A 20,383-nucleotide genomic window follows, 5' to 3' on the forward strand; every position below is an offset into this window, starting at 1 on the left:
TTATTTGTCTTGATCGACGTAATATTTGAAATACACCAACGCCTTGCCTTCGTTATAACTGCCGAAGGTGTCGTACCCTAAGTTCGCACCGAGAGCCAGGTTGTCGCTGAGGTGGTAACGCGCATCCACGCCCAGCGTATAGCCAATGCCGTTTTTCGAAGTGGCTTTGTAGACGGCGTCCACATCGTCATCGTCGCTGGCGTAACTGTTTAATTCTGATTGCAGGCTACTGTGGCCCGGGAAGTAATCGCTTTTATCCTGCTTATAAGACTGATAACCCACTGCGCCATTGAGCGTCAGATCCCAGTCGTTAATGTGGCGCGTCAGCGTCACCGGCAGCGATACCGCCATAAAATCTTGCGGGCTGAAGTAACCGCCCTGGCCGAGGGTGTAGTAGCTCAGGTTGCGGTCAAAGTTCATATAGTTGACGTTCACCCCCACTTTCAGCTCGCTGTCGCTGGTTTTCCAGGGCCGCAGATAGCTGCCCGCCTGCGCGGTGACGGCGTGGTTGGTCGGCACATTTGTTCCGACGTAGGTATCGAAGCCCAGACGGGTATAAAGCCCGATCAGGTCGTTATCCCAGGCGTACTGCGCTGAAACACCGTTACGGGTGATGCCGCCCCAGCTTTCACCGGTGCTCTTATCCTTTACCCCAACATACGACAGCAGGCTGTCGGTGACGGCACGGCGTTCTGCTTTCAGGTTCAGCGAACTGTTCTGCGTCAGTTTCGGGTTCCACTCCACGCCGCCCACCAGACGGGTGAACTCGCCGCCGGTCGGTGTGCTGCCGACATCCAGTTTGTAGCTGTCACCGCTCAGGCTGAGGCTTGCCGCCACGCCGTTTGCCTGCTGCGAACCCTGGCTGGAGGCGTTGGTTGAAGTGGTCGTTGTGCTGGTACTGGCCGCCGCTTCTGCCAGTTTCTCCGCATGTTCCAGCGCCCCGGAACCGAAGCGGTTCGCCGCCTCACCGGACATCTCGCCAGCGTTTAGCGATGTTGGCGTGACGTTCAGGCTCAGGCGCGTGCTGTCGCCCACCGCGCCCGAAAGGATCAGCGGTGCCTGCACTTCATCCAGCGCGCCAAGACCCGATTCACCATTACGGCTACGCAATGAAACGCCGCCGCTGGTCCAGGTGGCACTTTTCTCTTGCAGATCGCGCATCATGGTGTTGATGCCGCTCATTGCAGTGAGCTGCGCCTGACGCGTTGGTGACGGCAGCGACATCACCGAACTCAGTTCATCGCTATCGTCATCGCCGCCCTGTTGCAGACGCCACTGGGCAGTGCGCAGCAGCGACATCGCCCGCTGATTTTCACCGTTGGCCGCCGCCACGCGCGCGGCCAGCAGCATATAATCGGCATCCTGGCTCGGCTCCAGCCCGGCAAAGGTTCGCCGCGCTTCGTCGTTATCGCCGCGGGCCAGCGCCATATTCACCATTCCGGTCAGCGCTTGCTTATCCCGTGGCGATTTTCGCAGCACGTACTGATAGATTTCCGTGGCTTTGTCATCCATATGATCGGCCTGGTAGACGCGCGCCACGGCCAGCAACAGATCGGTATTGGTCGGATTGTTTTGCAGTTCCGGCATTAACAGTGACCAGGCTTTGCCGATTTGCCCCTTTTCCCGCAGGCGATCGGCGCGAACGATCAAACCGCCTAAGCGGATCGCGCTCATCTCCTGCTCGCTGGCACCGTTCTGCAATACCGGCGCATTCAGCAGGCTTTCGGCTTCAGCAAACTGCCCGGCCTGGTTCAGCACGCGGATCTGCCCGGCATAATCCAGTACCGAACCGTGTAACCCCTGCGCCTGGCTGTCGCGTACCAGTTGCAGCGCGCCAGCGCTGTCGCCGCTCTGCATCAATAACTCAGCAAGACGGCCCGCATCGACCGGCGATTGCGGCGGATTACGTTGCAGAGCCAGTAACGAGTTGCGCGCCGCGGTCGCATTGCCAAGACGCAGATAGTTGCGGGCAATATCCAGTTGTTGGTTGATCTGCACGCGTGTGTACAGTGCGGTCATATCGGCGCTGTAACTGCTGCGCGGCACGCGGGCGAGCAGGCTTTGCGCGCGCGACCAGTCGCTCTCTTCGGCGGCATAGACCGCAGCGGCATACAGCGCTTCTTTATTGCTGCTGTCGCGTTGCGCCACGCCAGACATTAACGCCGAGGCCTGCTGTTTCTGCCCCGCTTTGCGCAGTACGCGGGCGTAATCGAGTTGCAGCCAGACATTGCGCGGGTATTTGCCGGAGGCGTTTTGCAGGATCTGCATCGCCCGCGAGCTGTTTCCGGCCTGCAACGCGGCCTGCGCGGCTTTGCGTTCGTTGTCGCCGTTATCGCCAACGGCGGCGTAACGGGTACGCAGACTGGCGGGCAGGGTTTGCAGCATGGCGTCTGCTTCTGCCTGTTTATTCTGCTGCTTCAGCACCCACCACAAACCCGTTCTGATATCGGTATTCTGTGGACGCTGCGCCAGCAACTGGCGGTACTCCTCTTCGGATTGCGACAGCTTGCCCTGACGCCGCAGGATATCGGCCCGCAGCATACCCGCCGCCTGCTGCTGGTTTTCATCGTGGCTGTCGGCGCTCTGCAAACTTGCCAGCGCCTGGTCGTAGCTGCCTTTCTGGCTCAGGCTACGGGCCTGGCCCAGCGCGGCGTAGAAACGGGCGTTATCGGCATCTTTTATCCACTGCGCGCTGTTCTGGTTACTGGCATCTTCTTGCGCCGCACGACGCAGGAATTTCTCGGCATCGGCAAAGTTGTTCTGCCGCAGTGCGACATAGCCCATCCCGGCCAGCGCGTTGCCATTATTGGCGCGGGTTTGCAGCGCTTCGGAGAAGCGATCTTTGGCGCTGCCGAGATCGCCGCCGTTCAATGCATCAAAGCCCGCTTTAGTGGCATCGCCTTCCACGCTTTTACGGTAGTGATCCATTGGTGCACTGTCTTCCGGATGGCGCTGCGCCCAGGCGGTATACGCTGGCAGATCACTGGCTTTGGCATCCAGCCACAGCAGCGCTTGCTGCAAGGCTTTGTCGGCGCTTTTATCATCGGCAGCCAGCGTGCTGAGCAGGGCGATCCCTTCCCGGCGCGTGGATTCCTGATAAGTGAGCGCCATCGCCAGCGCCTTTTTCGTTGGCTCATCGTCCGGCATCACGCTGGCACGCTGACGCATGGCGGCGACCGCCTCGCCCCAACTGGCGCTGTCACCGGCCATGGTCTGGTAATACTCCAGCGCCACATCATCCGGCGGCGGATTGCCATTAAACAGCGCGCGCCAGGCGGCAATGGACTCTTTAATCTGCCCACGGCTTGCCAGCTGACGCGCCGCGTTGAGTTTATCCTGCGGGATATTGCGCAGAGTGTTGGCGCTGGTCAGCGCGCTCAGGCGCGGGTCCTGCGGCGAAATATCGGCGATTTTTTTGCGCCACACTTCCGATTGCTGCACGTTGCCTTGTTGCAGTTGATAAAGCGCCATCAGATACATGGCATCGATATTCTTATCATCCGCAGCCAGCACTTTTTGCAGCGCATCGATGGCCATATCGTCGTGCGCTTTGCTGTGCCAGTAGCTGGCCTGCGCCAGCAATTTTTTCACTGCGGCCGCATTCGCGCTGGCGTCAGCGGTATCGGCAGCAGCAGGATGGCTGGCGCCCACCAGGCACAGCAGGTAAAAAGCCTGCGTCAGTTGTTTACGCGTATTCATTTTTTTGTTTTATCCTGCAGGCGTTGTTGGGCGTGGCGCTGAAGTAGGGTGAACAGCATCGGGCCGGAAACCGCAGCAATCAGGCAGGCAAGGGCGACCAGCCAGAAAATATGCTCGCTGGCAAACCACAAAATTTTCATATAACCGGGCAGGTTGCCGCTGGTGAACTGCTCGCCCACCCGCCAGCTTTTGATCTCCCCGGCGCTGTTAACGGCGGTGAAATCGCCCCCGGCGATGGAGAGAAAGGCCGGTTTGTTCATGTCTTCCGCCAGTTGCGAAAGCTGGTGATTGTCGGTCGCTGTCGCGACTACCACCACGCGCTGTGCGTTCCACGGCGAGCGCATGCTCAGCAAGCCGCGCCACTGATTGTTGTCGCTGAGATACTCAGCCGCATCCATATCCGTGCGCGCCGGGTCGCCGCGCAGCAGCGATAACACACGGCTTACGGCACTGGCGGTTTTCACTTCCAGCGTATTTTCATTCAACGCAAAGGCGCTGTTTTGCAGCAGCGGATTCAGCATCTCGCCGTTGCTCAGGCTGCCAATCGCCAGCACATCGCTGTCGGCCAGCTGCTGTTGCGCCTCTTCCTGTCCGGGCAGGCCGGTATAGAGGTGTAGATAGTTGGCGGTAACGCCCGTGTCGCGCCCGGATTGTGCCATCAGGTTGAGCAGCACGGTGGCGTCATCAACCGTAGGGTGCGCAGGCATCAGTACCGTGGTTTGCGCGAGGTCAGCATGGCGCGTGAACGGGAACATTGCGCCGCTGAACCACGCCAGGTTCGGCAACTTGCCGAAGTGCCAGGCGCGGCTGAAATCGAGCGTTGAATCACCGTCAATCCGGCTCTGGATGTTCTCATCCGCCATGGCGTTGCAGGGGGCGTTTTTCTGCGCTTTCAGGCCGAACCAGAAACCGAGTTGATTGCTGCCGAGAATGGCGCGCGGATCGATGTTGACCACTGCGCTCTGCTGGCGCTGCGATAAACCGAGCATCGACAGCACCGGCGCCAGCATCCCCTCTTTGCTGACCGGCAGACGTTTAAGGAACTCGCCGTTCAGGCTGACGTTGAGGAAGGAGTCCTGATCGTCAATCCAGTTTTTCTGCGCAAAGCTGTAGTTGAGGTGCAGCGGTACGGAGGAGCCATCCCACAGGAACAGATCCGGCGCGGTACGAAACGGCAGACGGTTCTCGCCGTGCCAGACGCCGTGGGCAATCAGCGCGCCCTCATCCGTCAGCAGCGAGCGCACGGCAACCGGGTGTTCAGTGTTGATCCAGCGCGGCGCATCGTAGGCGGCTCGCTGGGCGATTTTCAGCGTCGGAATATCCAGCGTGTCGCTGTCCGGCAGCGCCGGTAATGTCAGACGCCACGCCGCCTGGCGTAGCTGCATCTCGTTGTGGCCGCTAATGATCAGCAATTTCCAGGCCGGGTTTTGCGGGTTATCAATCACCTGCAACGCTGCGCCGTTGGTTTCCGGCAGGGTGATGCCGCCAATGGTCTGGCCCGGTTTGCCAATCAGAATGCCGTTGCCGACGGGCAGGGCATCGTACTGCACGTCAAAGCGGCTGGGTTTGCCGTTGCTTAATGCGCCAAACTGCGAGGCGACAATCGCTGATGCGGTCAGCACGTCCGCATCCGGCGTCGCCGGGTAAGCTATGCTGATCGCCTGATCTTTTGTCTGTTTGATATCGACGAAGGGGCGCGGGAATGTGCCCAGCGTTTTGCGAACGTTCAGCCACAATCCCTGATAGTTCAGCGACGATTCTGGCTGTAACGTCACTTTATAATCTGCGGGCAGCGGGCGCTGGCAGCTCCAGACATTATTAATAATGTCGTCGCCGGTTTTCAGCTGGAAGCTGAGGTTGTTGCTGGACGCGACCATCGAGGCCGGGACATCCAGTTGCCAGTAACCTTTATCCTGCTGCAACTGATCGAGCGGGATGGCGCCCAGCGGCTGACCATTCAGCATCAGTTGCAGGTTTTCGCCGCTGACATCGCTGCGGTTGACCTGCACATTCAGACTGATATGTGCGTCGGTGATCACCAGATCGCCCGGCAGGTTGAACGACACGCCGTTTTGCAACTGCTGACCGGAGAGCGTCAGCCCGCCGGTTGCGCCCATATCGCCAAAGCTCAGGGTGCTGGTGATATTCTGGTTGCTGGTATTCGCCGGAACCATCTGCTGCGGCTGCGCAGGCGTTGTTCCTTGCAGCGAAAGCGGTGTCGGCAGCGTCGGCGGCGCGTCGTTATCGCTTGAGAGCGCAAACGCCGGGGTATTCACCGAACAGGCAAGCAGGGTGGCAAGTGCGATAGGCTTACAGCGCATTGTTAACCTCTTCCTGCTTTTTCGCGACGACCTTCATCTGGCTGTTAAAACCGCCCGCCATTTTTTTGCGACCGAAAAACAGCTCAAACACACACTGCAAAATCCCCAGAAAGGAAGCGAGTGGGCGATCCGGCGCATGCGGCGGACGATACCAGGCATCGGCGCGGGAAAGCACCACGCGGACCAGCTTGCGGCGTTCGCTCAGCGGCAGCGTGTCAAACTCCAGACGAATATCGCCGACGCCGGTACCCGCTGAGAGAATGGGCACATGGGCAATCTCACCGCCCAGACCCAGTTCGATACGGACCGGAGTTTTGCTGCTCAGATCTTCCCCTTTCACCAGCGCCACGCGCGCGCCGCCCATCGAGATATCAAAGGTACGGGTCTGCATTTGCGAGCCGTCGGAAAAGAGCACGGTCACCGGCAGGCGGGCGTAAATACGGATGGTTTTGCGGATCTGTTTGGTCTCTTTCGCCACGGCAATCGAGGCCAGCAAAATGATGGTACTGAAAGTGCCCCACGCGATATTGAACAGAATGACGCGCGGATCGATCCCGGCGTAGTCGTGCATGAAGTAGCGCACGCCCACCCAGATCATGCTGCCGACCATCAGTAGCGTGGTGATGATCAGCGGGCGTACGGTGTGAGAGTCGAAGTAGTCGCGGTCCGTCAGATCGCCTTTGTCGGTCACGTTGAATTTCCCCAGCCGCGGTGAAATCAGGCTCAGCAGCGTCGGCAGGATCAGGTGGAATGCCATCACCGTTTCGTAAATTTCGCCCCAGAACGCGTAACGATAACGCCCGGTGATGCGCGAGTTCACCATCGTGGAGAGCACCAGGTGCGGCAGCACGTAGGCGAAAATCAGCGTCGCTGAGGAGGAAATAATGTTGAGGTTGAACAACATAAACACCAACGGCGAGGTGAGGAACACCACGCGCGGCAGGCCATACTGGAAGTGCAGCATCGCATTAAGGTAACAAATGCGCTGGGTCAGCTTCAGGCCGCGCCCGAGCAGCGGGTTATCAATACGGAAAATTTGCGTCATGCCGCGCGCCCAGCGAATACGCTGGTTCACATGCAGCGCCAGTCGTTCGGTTGCCAGCCCGGCCGCCAGCGGGATATCAAGGAATGCTGTGTTCCAGCCGCGACGCTGTAATTTCAGCGCAGTGTGGGCATCTTCGGTCACCGTTTCTACCGCAAAACCGCCCACTTCATTTAACGCGCTGCGACGGATCACCGCGCAGGAACCGCAGAAGAAGGTGGCATTCCAGTTATCGTTCCCTTTCTGTACCGGGCCGTAGAACAGCGCACCTTCGTGCGGAACGCGTTTTGCTGCCGTCAGGTTGCGTTCAAACGGATCGAGGGAGTAGAAGTGGTGCGGTGTCTGGATCAGCGCCAGTTTTTCATCGCGGAAAAACTCGCCGACGGTAGCCTGCAAAAAGACGCGGGTGGCAACGTGGTCGCAGTCGAACACGCAAATCAGCTCACCCTGGGTGAGGGTCATGGCGTGGTTCAGGTTGCCCGCCTTCGCGTGGCTGTTATCCGGGCGGATGATGTAATGGACGCCCGCTTCGGCGGCGAAATCGCGGAATTCATCGCGTTTTCCATCGTCAAGAATATAGACTTTGACCTTGTCCTGCGGATATTCAATACACTGCGCCGCCAGCACGGTATCGCGCACGACATCGAGACTTTCATTATATGACGGCACATAAATATCGACCGTCGGCCAGGTGGATTTATCCGGCGGTAATGGCGCAATAGGGCGTTCTAATGGCCAGGCCATTTGAATATAACCGAGCAACAGAATCGTCCACGAATATATTTCTGCCGCAAACAGCAAGCTGCCGAGCAGCATTTCCAGCGTTGAATCGAAATGCAACGTTGTGGTGGCGCGCCACCAGATATAGCGCGTGGACATCAGTACCGAGAGTGTCAGCATTGCTAACACCGCTTTTTTTCCTTTCACCCGCCCAAGAATTAATACAACAGCCATCACGCTCAGGCCAAAGAGGTATTGTTTATCGCTGTTCATCGGTGTGATGACCACCAGCAGCGATAATAAAAGTAGTACCAGCGTGAAAATAAATCTGATGATTTTTTTCATGTTTATAATCTTGCACAGAATAGAATAAAGGCAGACCGGCACAAAACTGTTCCGGTGACCTGTTAAAATTCACAACCTGGCCGACTCATCTTTGTCGCACGAAATGCAGCGACATTATTGGCTGGCAGGACATGATAAATCGTGCTTTATTATTGCCACACGGCGATTTCACCTGTTGGCATTTATTTGCCAATGACCGTAAATAACATATCCAGACGAACAGGATTGCGTTCGCGAATTTCAACCTCAGCCGGGCGGCTGATGGCCGCAACGCTGTCCAGAATACCTCCGGCCGGTGTCGCGAAGGCCTCCGGCGCGGCAACAGGTACCGGTTTGCTTTTCGGCCAGGAGAGGGTGTTGGCCGGGATGTCCGCCGGAGCGCTGGCATTCCTGGTTTCCTTACGGCTTGCTGCCGGGCTGACGGCAACCGTCGATTCCTGCACTTCATTGCTGATGCCGGGTGCTACTGCTGTTGTGGTTACTGCTTGCATTGTTTCACCATCTTCAGTCATTTCCTGGAAAGAAACACCGGACATTTTCAGTTTTTCAGCCAAAGAACCTAAATCATCGTACATAGTGTTTGCCTGACCCCGATGTGTTGAATACGAACTATAATAAGCAATACGCCTTCTCTATTACCGTGCGACTGTGCAGGGCGCTAAAGCTAAATAGACGGCATCAATAAAAATTCCCGTCATGCGCTTTAAATGAGAATTTCCTTATATACTGTCGGCGGCGGTCAGTTAAGGTCAAGTGACGTTATCGATAAATGGTAATGAACTTATTTAATGTGTCTATGAATGATTTCTTTATTTATAACGGCATCGTGAAGCAAACCCAGCCTGCATGGGCATTATAGCCAGCGTAGAGGGAAAAGTTATCGCTGTGCGGAGAGTCAGTCTTTTAATTGATAATTACGAAAGGTTGCAATCTTCATTATTTATCCATAATTCACTTTTTTAAATCACTTTTTATTTGTCGGCCACCTGTATTGTTTCTTTAACGATAAATTGCATTTTATATATAGAGTTTGTCTATAAATGTCGTTGTCTATTAATATTGCGGCTGGTTGATATTGAACATGGTTATTTTTTCAATTAGGATGTCGACGAACTCTTCTTTAAGAAAAAAAGATTATGCATTCTGAAAATGATATTTTCGGCTCTGATAATATGCTTGCCGCACTCGAAAATGTTCACGATGCTGTCGTACTACTGGATAGTATGGAAACCGTGTTTTTCTTTAATCGTGCGGCGGAGAAATTATGGGGCTACCCGCGAATTTCTGTGCTGGGATGTAAAGCCTCCGCTATTCCGTTGTTTGGCTCACTCGATGTGATGCCGACGGGCACCGAAAGTGAGCGTGCGTTAACGGTGATCTCCGCTACCGGTGAAGAGACATCGCTGGCTGCGACCATTAGTTATGAAGGTAGCGGCAGCATCGGTTCTCCCTGTCGTATTGTCGTACACATCGATCAGGAGCGTGTCACGAAGCTCTCGACCTTTGATCGGCTTACCGGCCTGCCGAATCGTGGCGCGCTGCACCAGTATATTGATCAGACGCTGGCCAGCAGCGTGTGCGATCGCGCGGCGTTTTTCTTCCTCGATCTCGATCATTTTAAAGACGTCAATGATGCGCTGGGCTACGCCGCAGGGGATAACGTGCTGGTGGCGATTGCGCAACGTCTGATGACGGAGTTCTCCCGCCAGGGGTTTGTCAGCCACGCCGACAGCGATGCATTTGTGCTGGTGATCCCGGATTGCGATTACACCCGCGCCACCAGCATTGCGCAGAAGATCCAGGCGCTGTTCCGTATGCCGTTCAATGTTGCCGATCTGGCGCTAAATGTGACGGTCAGCACCGGTATCAGCCTGTACCCGGATCACGGTGTTTCGCGCGATGGTTTGCTCAAACATGCCAACCACGCTTCGCATCTGGCGAAGGCGGCAGCGTCCGGCGGTTATCTGTTCTTCAGCACCGAGATGAATCAGGTCGATCAGGAACGTTTAAAACTGGCGGCGGCGTTGAAGCTCGCCATCGCCAGCAATTTGCTGCATTTGCACTATCAACCGCAAATATGGCTGAAGAATGGTGAGCTTTATGGTGTAGAAGCGCTGGCGCGCTGGACCGATCCGGTACTGGGCGACATTCCCCCTGGAAAATTTATCACCCTGGCCGAAGAGACCGGCGAGATTGAAGCCATTGGTCGCTGGACACTCCATGAAGCTTGCCGTCAGATGGCGGAATGGCGCAGTAACGGCATTCATGTGCCGGTGGTATCGGTAAATCTTTCGCCGATCAACTTTTATAACAGCAGCCTGCCGCATTACATCTCCTATCTGCTGCGGCAATACCGCATTCCGTCGAGCTGCCTGACCATCGAGATCACCGAAGGGGTGATGATGGACAAGCGCCCGGAAACGATGGAAGTGATCTGCGCGGTGCGCGAACTGGGCGTCGGGCTGTCGATGGACGATTTTGGCACCGGTTTCTCCTGCCTGTCGCGTCTGGCGCATTTACCGATGACAGAGCTGAAAATCGACCAGAGCTTTATGCGCGATCTCAGCGAAGGCAGCAAAATGAAAGCCATCGCCACTACGGTGGTGAAAATCGGCCAAAGTCTGCATCAGACCGTGGTTGCCGAAGGGGTGGAAACCGAGCAGCAGCGTAATCAACTGCGTGATTTGCAGTGCGACATTGCCCAGGGCTATCTCTACTCCCGCGCCCTGAATGCTTCTGCGCTGGCGGGATGGTTGCAAAGCCGGTTACAACCCGAAATGCGTTATGAGTGAAATCGCAAGGTAGCAGTGGCCCAGGTCTGAAAGGAATATCAGGCCGGAATAACCCCCGGTGCGCGTCCAGTGCCGGGGGATTATTTTATTCCTTTTTTAATAATATTATCCTGCCGCCTAACTGAAGAATTTCAGTGCCACCAGAAATAAGCAGAAAAATAGCATTCCCCATGACATTTGACGATGCGCTTGCCGTGCAGGATTGGTACTGGTGGTTTTATTTTTGCTCGTGTCGATGTTCATAATGAAATATTACCCTGATCGATAATAAACCGATGCCATCCCTTGCCGGGCGGGCATGTATGAAAAACGATGAATGATGGCGCGCCAGCAAGCTGGGCGTCATTTTTTTGTTTTATAGATGATGTTTATTAATTCACTTATATATATAGAAATACCGTTCGAAAATATTTCTTTTGCAGCTATGCTGAATAAATAAAGATAAATTATCTTACCTGTAAAAAATGAAAAATCCACGAGTAAATTTAGCTTTGGGAAAATTAATTTATAGCGATAGCTACTTTCTATTATTCAGCGTTAATAACAGTGATTGCATAAATAAATACTGCCAGCGGCGAATACGGAGCGGCGATAACGAAAAAGCCTGACGCAATGTTGCGCAACGAGGCTATGATGACTTCTCTTGCTGGACGACAGCGCAGGTAGGGCCGCAATAGACCTGCAGGATCGGGGATCGCCGACCGCCATTACGCAAATACGTGCGAATATGATTCACTTTCCTGTGCATAGTCGGCAGTTTATGTATTACAGGTAGTTATATTATGGTGGTTCTCTTGCGACCTGGGCGCATTCTGGCAGGGTGAATATCAGGACGCAGGGATCGGCGAGAAACGCTATCTCGCTCACCAAAGAGTCGTTAAGCGCATCGCGAGTCATGCGGAACAAGATCATGAATAATGAAAAAAAAGTCGATCACCAGGATGAAGATACCAGGCACCTCTTCGAGCTGCTGAACAATAATTCGGACTGGGTTTGGGAAGTGGATGCGCAGGGACGTTATACCTGGTCTTCCGAGGTGGTCACGGAACTGCTTGGCGTGTCGCCGAAAGAGGTCATTGGCAAAACGCCCTTCGATTTTATGCCGCCGGGGGAAGCTGAGCGCGTGGCAGGCGCGTTTGGCGCGATCGTGATGGAAAAACGGGCCTTCTCCGGCCTGGTAAACCGTAACCAGCGTGCTGATGGCAGCATTGTGGTGCTTGAGACCAGCGGCGTTCCGCTGTTTGATGAGCAGGGGGAACTGCGAGGCTATCGCGGCATCGATCGCAATATCTCCAACCTTGGCGAGCGGGTTCTGCAACTGGAAACCATCTATGAAACCACGCCGGTGGCGCTGTGCATGATCGATCGCCAGGGGCGAATGGTGATGTCCAACAAAGCGATGGCGAAGTTGTTGGGGAACACTGTACCGCAGGGCTTTGAAAGCCATGTTCAGCAGTTGATGCCTGACTACTGGCCCTTTTTCCTTACCGATTTTGCCCTTGCTGACAATGGCGAAGAGTTGCCTTCGCGCGAACTCGGCTGGCGCGATCGCTGCTACGATATTCAGTCGGTGCCGGTGCGCGATGCGATGGATGCGGTCGTCGGTTTATCGGTGACCTGGGTGGATATCACCGAGCGTCGTCATGCGGAACATAAGCTCGCCAGCGCGAATAAAGTGCTGCAACAGTACGCCCAGCTCGACCATCTGACCGGTTTGTTTAACCGTCGCTATATGGATGAGTGTCTGCTGGCGGAGATCGCCCGCGCATTGCAGGAGGATTTTCCGCTGTCGGTTTGCCTGGCAGATATCGATTACTTCAAAAATTACAACGACAGCCAGGGGCATCAGGCCGGAGATGACTGCCTGCGCATCGTTGCCAAAACCCTTACCGCATCGCAACTGCGCAGCGACAATAATGTCAGCCGCTATGGCGGCGAAGAGTTTCTGATTATCTTACCTGGCACCGATTTGGCGCAGGCGATGGGGATGGCTGAAGGCGTGCGCAGTCGTGTCAGCGCGCTACAGATGCCGCATGACGCCAGCCCCATCGGCTTTATTACCATCAGCATTGGTGTGGCGACATTGCAGGCCGGGCAGCCGGAGTGTGAGGGTAAACCGCTGCATATGATTGCCAGCGGCCTAATCCATCGGGCTGATACCGCGCTCTATGCGGCGAAAAGACAGGGACGCAACCAGGTCGTTTCCGCGCGGGATACCTCTTGCAGCTAAAAGGGAGCCATCAGGCTCCCTTTTAACGTCTCAGGCCAGCGCCTGTTTCCAGTCGGCAATCAGATCCTTTTCATCTTCAATACCCACCGACAGGCGAATCAACTGTGGCGTAATGCCGTTCGCCAGCCGCTGTTCCAGCGGGATTGAAGCGTGCGTCATGCTGAATGGCTGGCTGACCAGGCTTTCGACGCCGCCCAGGCTCTCAGCCAGCGTAAACAGTGTTAATTTTTTGATGATCTCGCTTGCCCGCGCATCGTCGCCTTTCACCACCACGGAAATCATGCCGCCCGGCAGCGCCATCTGCGTGCGAGCCAGTTGATATTGCGGGTGGGATTCCAGCCACGGAAACCACACTTTTTCCACCTGCGGTTGCTGCTCCAGCCAGCGTGCAAGCGCCAGCGCGTTGCTGCTGTGGCGCTCCACGCGCACGGAAAGGGTGCGGATACCGCGCAGCGTCAGGAAACTACTGAAGGGATCGAGCACGCCGCCGACGGCGTTTTGCAGATAACCGAGTTTTTCCGCCAGTTGCGGGTTATCACCGACGACCGCCAGACCGGCAACCACATCCGAATGGCCGTTCAGGTATTTGGTGGCGGAGTGCACCACAATATCGAAACCCAGCTCCAGCGGGCGATGGATTACCGGCGATGCGAAGGTGTTATCCGCCACGCTCAGCACGTTGTGACGTTTGGCGATGGCGGCGATAGCGGCCAGATCCGCCAGCTTCAACAGCGGGTTGGTGGGCGTTTCCACCCAGATCATTTTAGTCTCCGGGCGAATGGCCGCTTCCAGCCCGGCCAGATCGTCCGGCTTCACCCAGCTTACCTGCAACCCGGCGCTGCGGCGGCGCACGTTTTCAATCAGGCGATACGTGCCGCCATAGACATCATCAATCGCCACCAGATGGCTGTCTTTATCCAGCAGTTCCAGCACCGTGGAGATACTGGCGAGGCCGGAGGCAAAAGCATAACCGCGTGTACCGCCTTCCAGTTCGGCGATAGCTGTTTCCAGCGCGTGGCGCGTCGGGTTGCCGCTGCGCGAATATTCATAACCGGTGTGCTGGCCCGGCGCAGGCTGTGCAAAGGTGGAGGTGGCATAAATCGGCGGCATGACCGCGCCGTGTTGGTCGTTGAAGACGCCGCTATGGACGCTTTGCGTTGCCAGATTTTTCATTTTATTTTCCTTATTGTTCAAGACGGTTGCGCCAGGTCGTCAGCACATCGCTACGGGTTATCAGGCCGACAAAGCGGCCGTTATCGGCGATCACCGCCACCAGGCCGCGATCGAAAATGTTGCGCAGTGCGCTTTCCGGCGCATGCTTATCGAGAATTTCTACGTTACGTGTCATCGCCTGGCGAACCGGCAGGGAGAAGCGCTGGCTGTCGCCCTGCACGTGGCTTATCAAATCCCACTCATCGACGATGCCGACCAGTTGGCCGTTTTCCAGCACCGGCAGTTGCGAAATGTCATACAGCCGCATGCGCGCCAGTACGGCGGCGAGGCTGTCTTCCGGCGCGGCGGTCACGGTGGCACCTTCGTCGTGACGCAGGGCGATAAAATCCGTGAGATCGCCATTCGACGGGCGGGTCAGCAGACCTTGTTGGCGCATCCAGTCGTCATTAAACATTTTCGACAGGTATTTGTTGCCGCTATCGCAGGCGAAAGTGACCACGCGTTTTGGCGAAGTTTGCGCCTGGCAGTAACGCAGCGCGGCGCTGAGCAGGGTGCCGGTGGACGATCCCGCCAGAATACCCTCCTGTTGCAGCAACTCGCGTGCGGTGGCAAAGGCTTCACGGTCAGTGACGCGGAAGGCTTTATGCACGCCGTCGATCTGCGCCAGCGGCGGAATAAAATCCTCACCGATACCTTCAACCAGCCAGGAACCCGGCTCACCATAACGACCGGTTTCAACCTGATCGGCGAGGATCGATCCTGCCGGATCCGCCAGGACGAACTCGGTATGCGGTGAGTGTTGCGCGAACCAGGCCTGTAAACCGCCAAGCGTGCCGCCGGAACCAACGCCGACAACGATGGCGTCAATTCGCCCGTCGAGCTGGGCAAAAATTTCTGGAGCGGTCGTGGTCGCATGCGCCAGAGGGTTGGCTTCGTTATTGAACTGATCGATGTAAAACGCTCCCGGCGTTTCTTGTGCCAGACGACGGGCGTAATCCTGGTAATAAGCCGGATGGCCTTTGTTGACGTCGGAACGCGTCAGCACCACTTTTGCACCCAGCGCGCGCAGGTGGAAAATCTTCTCGCGGCTCATTTTGTCCGGCACCACCAGGATCAGCGAATAGCCTTTTTGCGCGGCGATCAGCGCCAGCCCCAGCCCGGTATTGCCAGCCGTAGCTTCAATAATCGTACCGCCAGGCGCGAGCAGACCCAGCCGCTCGGCTTCATTGATCATCGACAACGCCACGCGGTCTTTAATCGAACCACCGGGGTTCTGGTTCTCCAGTTTGAGAAATAATTCGCAGGGGCCGCTTGCCAGTTTATGCAACTGCAACAGCGGCGTTTGGCCGATCAATTCGGTTACTGAATGGAAGACAGACATTGTGTATTCACCCATGGAAAAAACTGATGCACGGATGATAGGTCTGTCATTTTTCGCTTTTAAAGAATCTTTATTCGGCGTTTAGAACAAACGGAAATATAAAGCTCTGTTTAGCCATCGGGAAGGAGAGCCGTATAGTCGTCCGGACGTGTTAATAGCTAAAAAACGCCTTTTTGCGCTGATTTCATGCACTTTTTGCCGCTTCTTTGCCGGAGTTATGCGTTTTTCGGTAATAGATTGCGAAAAAAATCCTTATGGCCAAATTCCGCATTCTGCCGCTTTTAGCGCTTTTGGTTATAAGTGAGTGACATTTAGTTATTTGAAATATAACTGCGGCTGATTATTATCACCTGGACATCCATACTGCTAAACCGCCAAACGGAAACACCAACGAATGATCGTGCTAAGGAATATTTCCAAAATTTTCGACCAGGGAAAGGCATCGATTACCGCCGTCGATAGCGTCAATCTGACGGTTGAGCAGGGGCAAATTTACGGAATTATTGGCTACAGCGGCGCCGGAAAAAGTACGCTGATCCGTTTACTGAATGGCCTGGAAAAGCCGACCAGCGGCAGCGTGGTGATTTACGGTCAGGACATTGCGCAAGCAAAGGGCGAAGCCCTGCGTCAGGCGCGTCTGAAGATCAGCATGGTCTTCCAGCACTTCAATTTATTGTGGTCGCGCACGGTCAGCGAAAACATCGCCTTTTCAATGCAGATTGCCGGTGCGCCAAAAGCGAAAATTCAGGCCCGCGTGGCGGAACTGATCGAGCTGGTGGGGCTGAAAGGCCGCGAGAATGCCTATCCGTCGCAGCTTAGCGGCGGGCAGAAACAGCGCGTTGGCATTGCGCGCGCGCTGGCGAATAACCCGGACGTCCTGCTGTGCGATGAAGCGACCTCGGCACTGGATCCGCAGACCACCGATCAGATCCTCGATCTGCTGCTGGATATTAATCGCCGTTTCAAACTGACCATCGTGCTGATCACCCATGAAATGCACGTGGTGCGCAAAATCTGCGATCGGGTCGCGGTAATGGAGAACGGCAAAGTAGTGGAAGAGGGCGACGTGCTGAACGTCTTTACCCATCCGCAGCAGCCGATTACCCGTCAGTTTGTGCGCCAGGTAAGCCAGTATAAAGAAGAAGAGACGTTCAACCCGGAGTTGAACAGCGATCTCGACGGCACGGTTATTAAGCTGACGTTTACCGGCCACAGTACGCACCAGCCGATCGTTGGCGAACTGACGCTGCGTTACGGTCTGCCGTTCAATATTCTGCACGGCAAGATGTCGCAGACGGCACACGGTGTTTTTGGACAATTATGGGTGCACGTGAAGGCGACCCCGGAACAACTGGACAATATCCTTGCGGATTTGCGCAACACCGATATTGCAAGCGAGGTCGTAACACATGGCTGACTCTTTCTTCCCGCATCTGAAATGGGAACAACTCTGGGCGGCGACGCAAGAGACGTTATATATGACGGCGCTCTCCGGCGCGGCAACATTCGTACTGGGTATTTTGCTGGGACTGGCGCTGTTTCTGACGGCGCGCGGCGGGCTGTTCCAGAACCGCACGCTGTATAGCGTGATTTCGATTGTGGTGAATGTTTTCCGCTCTATCCCGTTCATCATTTTGATTGTGCTGTTGATCCCTTTTACCAAAACCATCGTCGGGACCATTCTCGGCGCGAATGCCGCGCTGCCCGCGCTGATTGTCGGTGCGGCGCCGTTTTACGCGCGCTTAGTCGAGATTGCGCTGCGCGAGGTGGATAAAGGGGTGATCGAGGCGACGCGTTCAATGGGCGCGCGGCTGAGCACACTGGTCTTCCGGGTATTACTGCCTGAATCATCGCCTGCGCTGGTGTCCGGTATTACCGTGACGCTGATTGCGCTGGTGAGTTATAGCGCCATGGCCGGAGTTATTGGCGCGGGCGGGTTGGGTAATCTTGCTTATCTGGAAGGATTCCAGCGCAACCACAACGACGTCACGCTGGTGGCGACGGTGACGATTCTTATCATCGTCTTCATTATTCAGTTCTGCGGCGACGTGATCACTTCTCTGTTAGATAAACGATAATTATTGGAAACCACCATCATGAAAAAAACACTGACACTGATTGCCGCAGCAACCCTTAGCGTTCTGAGCTTCTCCTCCTGGGCGGATACACTGACCGTCGGCGCATCCAACGTGCCGCACGCGGAAATCCTTGAGCAGGCGAAACCGATTCTGGCGAAGCAGGGCATCGATCTTGAGATCAAACCGTTCCAGGATTACATCCTGCCGAACACCGCGCTGGCCAGCCGCGAACTTGATGCGAACTACTTCCAGCACATTCCGTATCTGAACAGCGTTATCAAAGATCATGCGGGCGACAAATCTTATGATTTCGTCAGCGCTGGCGCGATTCATATCGAGCCGATTGGTATCTATTCTAAAAAATACAAATCGCTGAAAGACCTGCCGGTAGGCGGCAAAGTGATCATGCGTGATGCCGTTTCTGAAGAGGGGCGTATTCTCTCCATCTTCGAAAAAGCGGGCGTGATCAAGCTGAAACCGGGCGTGGATAAAGTGACGGCGCGTATCGACGATATCGTTGAGAACCCGAAAAAACTGAAGTTCCTGCCGAACGTGGAAGCCGCACTGCTGCCGCAGATGTATAACAACAATGAAGGCGATGCGGTGGTGATCAACGCCAACTACGCCATCGATGCGGGCCTGGATCCGGTACACGATCCTATCGCCGTTGAGAGCGGTGAAAACAACCCGTATGCCAACATCATTACCGTACACCGCGGAGACGAGAAGAAAAAAGATATCGTGGCGCTGGTGAACGTGCTGCACTCCAAAGAGATTCAGGACTGGATCCGCACCAAATATAAAGGTGCGGTGATCCCGGTTAACAACTGATCCCCTTCGCGCGCGGTTTTACCTGGCCGCGCGCCATTTCCTTCTGTCCCTTCTCTTATTCCTTGTGATTAATCTCACCAATTTTAAACATCTGCGTTAACACTCATTAACAATGCACTACTATTGCCGGGTTCAGTGACTGCGGGAGCCAGCAATGAAAGATGTCGTGATTGTGGCGGCGGTGCGTACGCCGATCGGCTGTTTTCAGGGAGCGCTGTCGCGCCATTCTGCCGTAGAACTGGGTAGCCTGGTGGTGCAGGCGCTGGTGGAACACAGCGGCGTACAGCCACAGGATATTGATGAAGTGATTTTAGGCCAGGTGCTGACCGCCGGAGCCGGGCAAAACCCTGCCCGCCAGTCGGCCATCAAAGGCGGCCTGCCGAACACCGTTTCTGCCATTACCATCAACGACGTGTGCGGTTCCGGGCTAAAGGCGCTGCATCTGGCATCGCAAGCGATTCAGTGCGGCGAGGCGGATGTGGTGATCGCGGGCGGTCAGGAAAACATGAGCCGCGCGCCGCATGTTCTGACCGACAGCCGCACCGGGGCGCGACTGGGTAACAGCCAGTTGATTGACAGCCTGGTGCATGATGGCCTGTGGGATGCGTTCAATGATTATCATATGGGCGTTACCGCCGAGAATCTGGCGCGCGAGTATGGCATCAGCCGCGAGCGGCAGGATGAGTGGGCGTTAAGTTCGCAGCATAAAGCGCGTGCGGCGATTGATGCTGGCCGTTTTCGTGATGAAATAGTCCCGGTGAAGACGCAGAGCGCGGACGGGCAACCGCTGCTGGTGGAGACCGATGAGCAGCCGCGCACCGATCCCAGTGCGGAAGCGCTGGCGAAACTGACGCCCGCCTTTGAACAGACGGGTTCAGTCACTGCCGGAAATGCGTCGCCGCTGAACGATGGCGCTGCTGCCGTGCTGATGATGAGCGAAGGCAAAGCGGCCGAACTGAATTTACCGGTGCTGGCGCGAATTCGCGCCTTTGCCAGCGTTGGCGTCGATCCGGCGTTGATGGGGATCGCGCCGGTTTATGCCATGCGTCGCTGTCTGGAGCGCGCAGGCTGGCAGCTTGACGATGTCGATCTGATCGAAGCCAACGAAGCTTATGCGGCGCAGGCGCTGTCGGTGGGGAAAATCCTCGAATGGGATGAGAAGCGCGTTAACGTCAACGGCGGCGCTATTGCGCTGGGCCATCCGATTGGCGCTTCCGGTTGCCGAATTCTGGTTTCGTTGCTGCATGAGATGCAAAAGCGCAATGTCCGCAAAGGGCTGGCGACACTTTGTATCGGCGGCGGGCAGGGCGTGGCGTTGGCCGTTGAACGCGATTAATCTCTTCCTTATTGCGAATAAAGCCTTCCATCCGGAAGGCTTTATTATTTGTGACACCCATCGCAAGTGTTGTTTCAATTAAAATAAAACTTCTCTTTCTCGCGCTAATAACATGCTCGATTTAATTAAATCATTTATTTAAATCTCTATATCTATATTATCCCCCGCGTTACAATTTGAAATGATCAAGATAAGCTGGCTTATTATTAGTCGGTTTTGGTTGTAGCTCTATGTTTTGCATTGTGTTTTTTATTTGTATTTAACTATGTAAGATAACCGTTAATAGAAAAATGGTGTGATCTTGACCCTGTTTGTTACTGCTTTTAACTGCAATTTATTGATATTCATCACGCCGTTATACATAGTTCCGCCGCAGACAAATATTTACGATCGCGATCACTAAAATAAAGTTCTCATAAAAATAAAATAGAATTC

General features: G+C 55.3%; 12 protein-coding genes. 6 read left to right on the forward strand and 6 right to left on the reverse strand.

The window, feature by feature from the left end:
- The 4 genes from CWM66_RS19615 to CWM66_RS19630 form a co-directional block, all read right to left on the reverse strand.
- Nucleotides 1–3,699, reverse strand: coding sequence for a cellulose biosynthesis protein BcsC (locus CWM66_RS19615; RefSeq protein WP_107147115.1), 3,699 nt, complete (start codon nucleotides 3,697–3,699; stop codon nucleotides 1–3).
- Entirely contained in the window at nucleotides 3,696–6,020 is a 2,325-nt protein-coding gene (gene bcsB, locus CWM66_RS19620; RefSeq protein WP_107147116.1) for a cellulose biosynthesis cyclic di-GMP-binding regulatory protein BcsB, read from the reverse strand. Before bcsB ends, CWM66_RS19615 begins: the two co-directional genes overlap by 4 nt.
- Nucleotides 6,010–8,127 carry a UDP-forming cellulose synthase catalytic subunit gene (gene bcsA, locus CWM66_RS19625; protein ID WP_007370311.1) on the reverse strand — a complete coding sequence of 706 codons (2,118 nt, stop codon included), beginning with the start codon at nucleotides 8,125–8,127 and terminating at the stop codon, nucleotides 6,010–6,012. Before bcsA ends, bcsB begins: the two co-directional genes overlap by 11 nt.
- 182 nt (nucleotides 8,128–8,309) lie before the next feature.
- Nucleotides 8,310–8,702: a hypothetical protein gene (locus CWM66_RS19630; protein WP_035887606.1), complete on the reverse strand. Its 393-nt coding sequence runs from the start codon at nucleotides 8,700–8,702 to the stop codon at nucleotides 8,310–8,312.
- A gap of 561 nt (nucleotides 8,703–9,263) precedes the next feature.
- On the opposite strand from CWM66_RS19630, the gene CWM66_RS19635 reads away from it, so the two are divergent.
- Together CWM66_RS19635 and CWM66_RS19640 are read left to right on the forward strand one after the other, a co-directional pair.
- Entirely contained in the window at nucleotides 9,264–10,919 is a 1,656-nt protein-coding gene (locus CWM66_RS19635) for an EAL domain-containing protein (protein WP_107147117.1), read from the forward strand.
- Nucleotides 10,920–11,829: 910 nt separating this feature from the next.
- Nucleotides 11,830–13,149, forward strand: coding sequence for a sensor domain-containing diguanylate cyclase (locus CWM66_RS19640; RefSeq protein WP_035887610.1), 1,320 nt, complete (start codon nucleotides 11,830–11,832; stop codon nucleotides 13,147–13,149).
- 30 nt (nucleotides 13,150–13,179) lie between these two features.
- Here CWM66_RS19640 and CWM66_RS19645 read toward each other — a convergent pair whose 3' ends face one another.
- Complete coding sequence (locus CWM66_RS19645) at nucleotides 13,180–14,322, reverse strand: PLP-dependent aspartate aminotransferase family protein (protein ID WP_107147118.1); 1,143 nt, start codon at nucleotides 14,320–14,322, stop codon at nucleotides 13,180–13,182.
- Nucleotides 14,323–14,332: 10 nt separating this feature from the next.
- A complete protein-coding gene (locus CWM66_RS19650) occupies nucleotides 14,333–15,703 on the reverse strand; it encodes a cystathionine beta-synthase (protein WP_007370320.1) in 1,371 nt (456 codons plus the stop codon).
- Nucleotides 15,704–16,097: 394 nt separating this feature from the next.
- On the opposite strand from CWM66_RS19650, the gene CWM66_RS19655 reads away from it, so the two are divergent.
- From CWM66_RS19655 to CWM66_RS19670, 4 genes are all read left to right on the forward strand, one after another.
- Nucleotides 16,098–17,120, forward strand: a complete 1,023-nt coding sequence (locus tag CWM66_RS19655) for a methionine ABC transporter ATP-binding protein (RefSeq protein WP_107147119.1) — start codon at nucleotides 16,098–16,100, stop codon at nucleotides 17,118–17,120.
- Nucleotides 17,113–17,781, forward strand: a complete 669-nt coding sequence (locus CWM66_RS19660; RefSeq protein WP_007370323.1) for a methionine ABC transporter permease — start codon at nucleotides 17,113–17,115, stop codon at nucleotides 17,779–17,781. Before CWM66_RS19655 ends, CWM66_RS19660 begins: the two co-directional genes overlap by 8 nt.
- Before the next feature lie 18 nt (nucleotides 17,782–17,799).
- Nucleotides 17,800–18,612, forward strand: coding sequence for a MetQ/NlpA family ABC transporter substrate-binding protein (locus tag CWM66_RS19665; protein ID WP_007370324.1), 813 nt, complete (start codon nucleotides 17,800–17,802; stop codon nucleotides 18,610–18,612).
- A 154-nt stretch (nucleotides 18,613–18,766) separates the two neighbouring features.
- Entirely contained in the window at nucleotides 18,767–19,948 is a 1,182-nt protein-coding gene (locus CWM66_RS19670) for an acetyl-CoA C-acetyltransferase (protein ID WP_107147120.1), read from the forward strand.
- Nucleotides 19,949–20,383 lie beyond the last annotated feature (435 nt).

The sequence above is a fragment of the Kosakonia sp. H7A genome (genome assembly GCF_003028445.1).
Classification (GTDB): domain Bacteria; phylum Pseudomonadota; class Gammaproteobacteria; order Enterobacterales; family Enterobacteriaceae; genus Kosakonia; species Kosakonia radicincitans.

Coding starts and splice junctions, on each gene's coding strand:
- CWM66_RS19670 (WP_107147120.1), top strand. CDS start 18,767: ATGAAAGATGTCGTGATTGTGGCGGCGGTGCGTACGCCGATCGGCTGT.
- CWM66_RS19645 (WP_107147118.1), bottom strand. CDS start 14,322: ATGAAAAATCTGGCAACGCAAAGCGTCCATAGCGGCGTCTTCAACGAC.
- bcsA (WP_007370311.1), bottom strand. CDS start 8,127: ATGAAAAAAATCATCAGATTTATTTTCACGCTGGTACTACTTTTATTA.
- CWM66_RS19640 (WP_035887610.1), top strand. CDS start 11,830: ATGAATAATGAAAAAAAAGTCGATCACCAGGATGAAGATACCAGGCAC.
- CWM66_RS19665 (WP_007370324.1), top strand. CDS start 17,800: ATGAAAAAAACACTGACACTGATTGCCGCAGCAACCCTTAGCGTTCTG.
- CWM66_RS19635 (WP_107147117.1), top strand. CDS start 9,264: ATGCATTCTGAAAATGATATTTTCGGCTCTGATAATATGCTTGCCGCA.
- CWM66_RS19630 (WP_035887606.1), bottom strand. CDS start 8,702: ATGTACGATGATTTAGGTTCTTTGGCTGAAAAACTGAAAATGTCCGGT.
- CWM66_RS19650 (WP_007370320.1), bottom strand. CDS start 15,703: ATGTCTGTCTTCCATTCAGTAACCGAATTGATCGGCCAAACGCCGCTG.
- CWM66_RS19660 (WP_007370323.1), top strand. CDS start 17,113: ATGGCTGACTCTTTCTTCCCGCATCTGAAATGGGAACAACTCTGGGCG.
- bcsB (WP_107147116.1), bottom strand. CDS start 6,020: ATGCGCTGTAAGCCTATCGCACTTGCCACCCTGCTTGCCTGTTCGGTG.
- CWM66_RS19655 (WP_107147119.1), top strand. CDS start 16,098: ATGATCGTGCTAAGGAATATTTCCAAAATTTTCGACCAGGGAAAGGCA.
- CWM66_RS19615 (WP_107147115.1), bottom strand. CDS start 3,699: ATGAATACGCGTAAACAACTGACGCAGGCTTTTTACCTGCTGTGCCTG.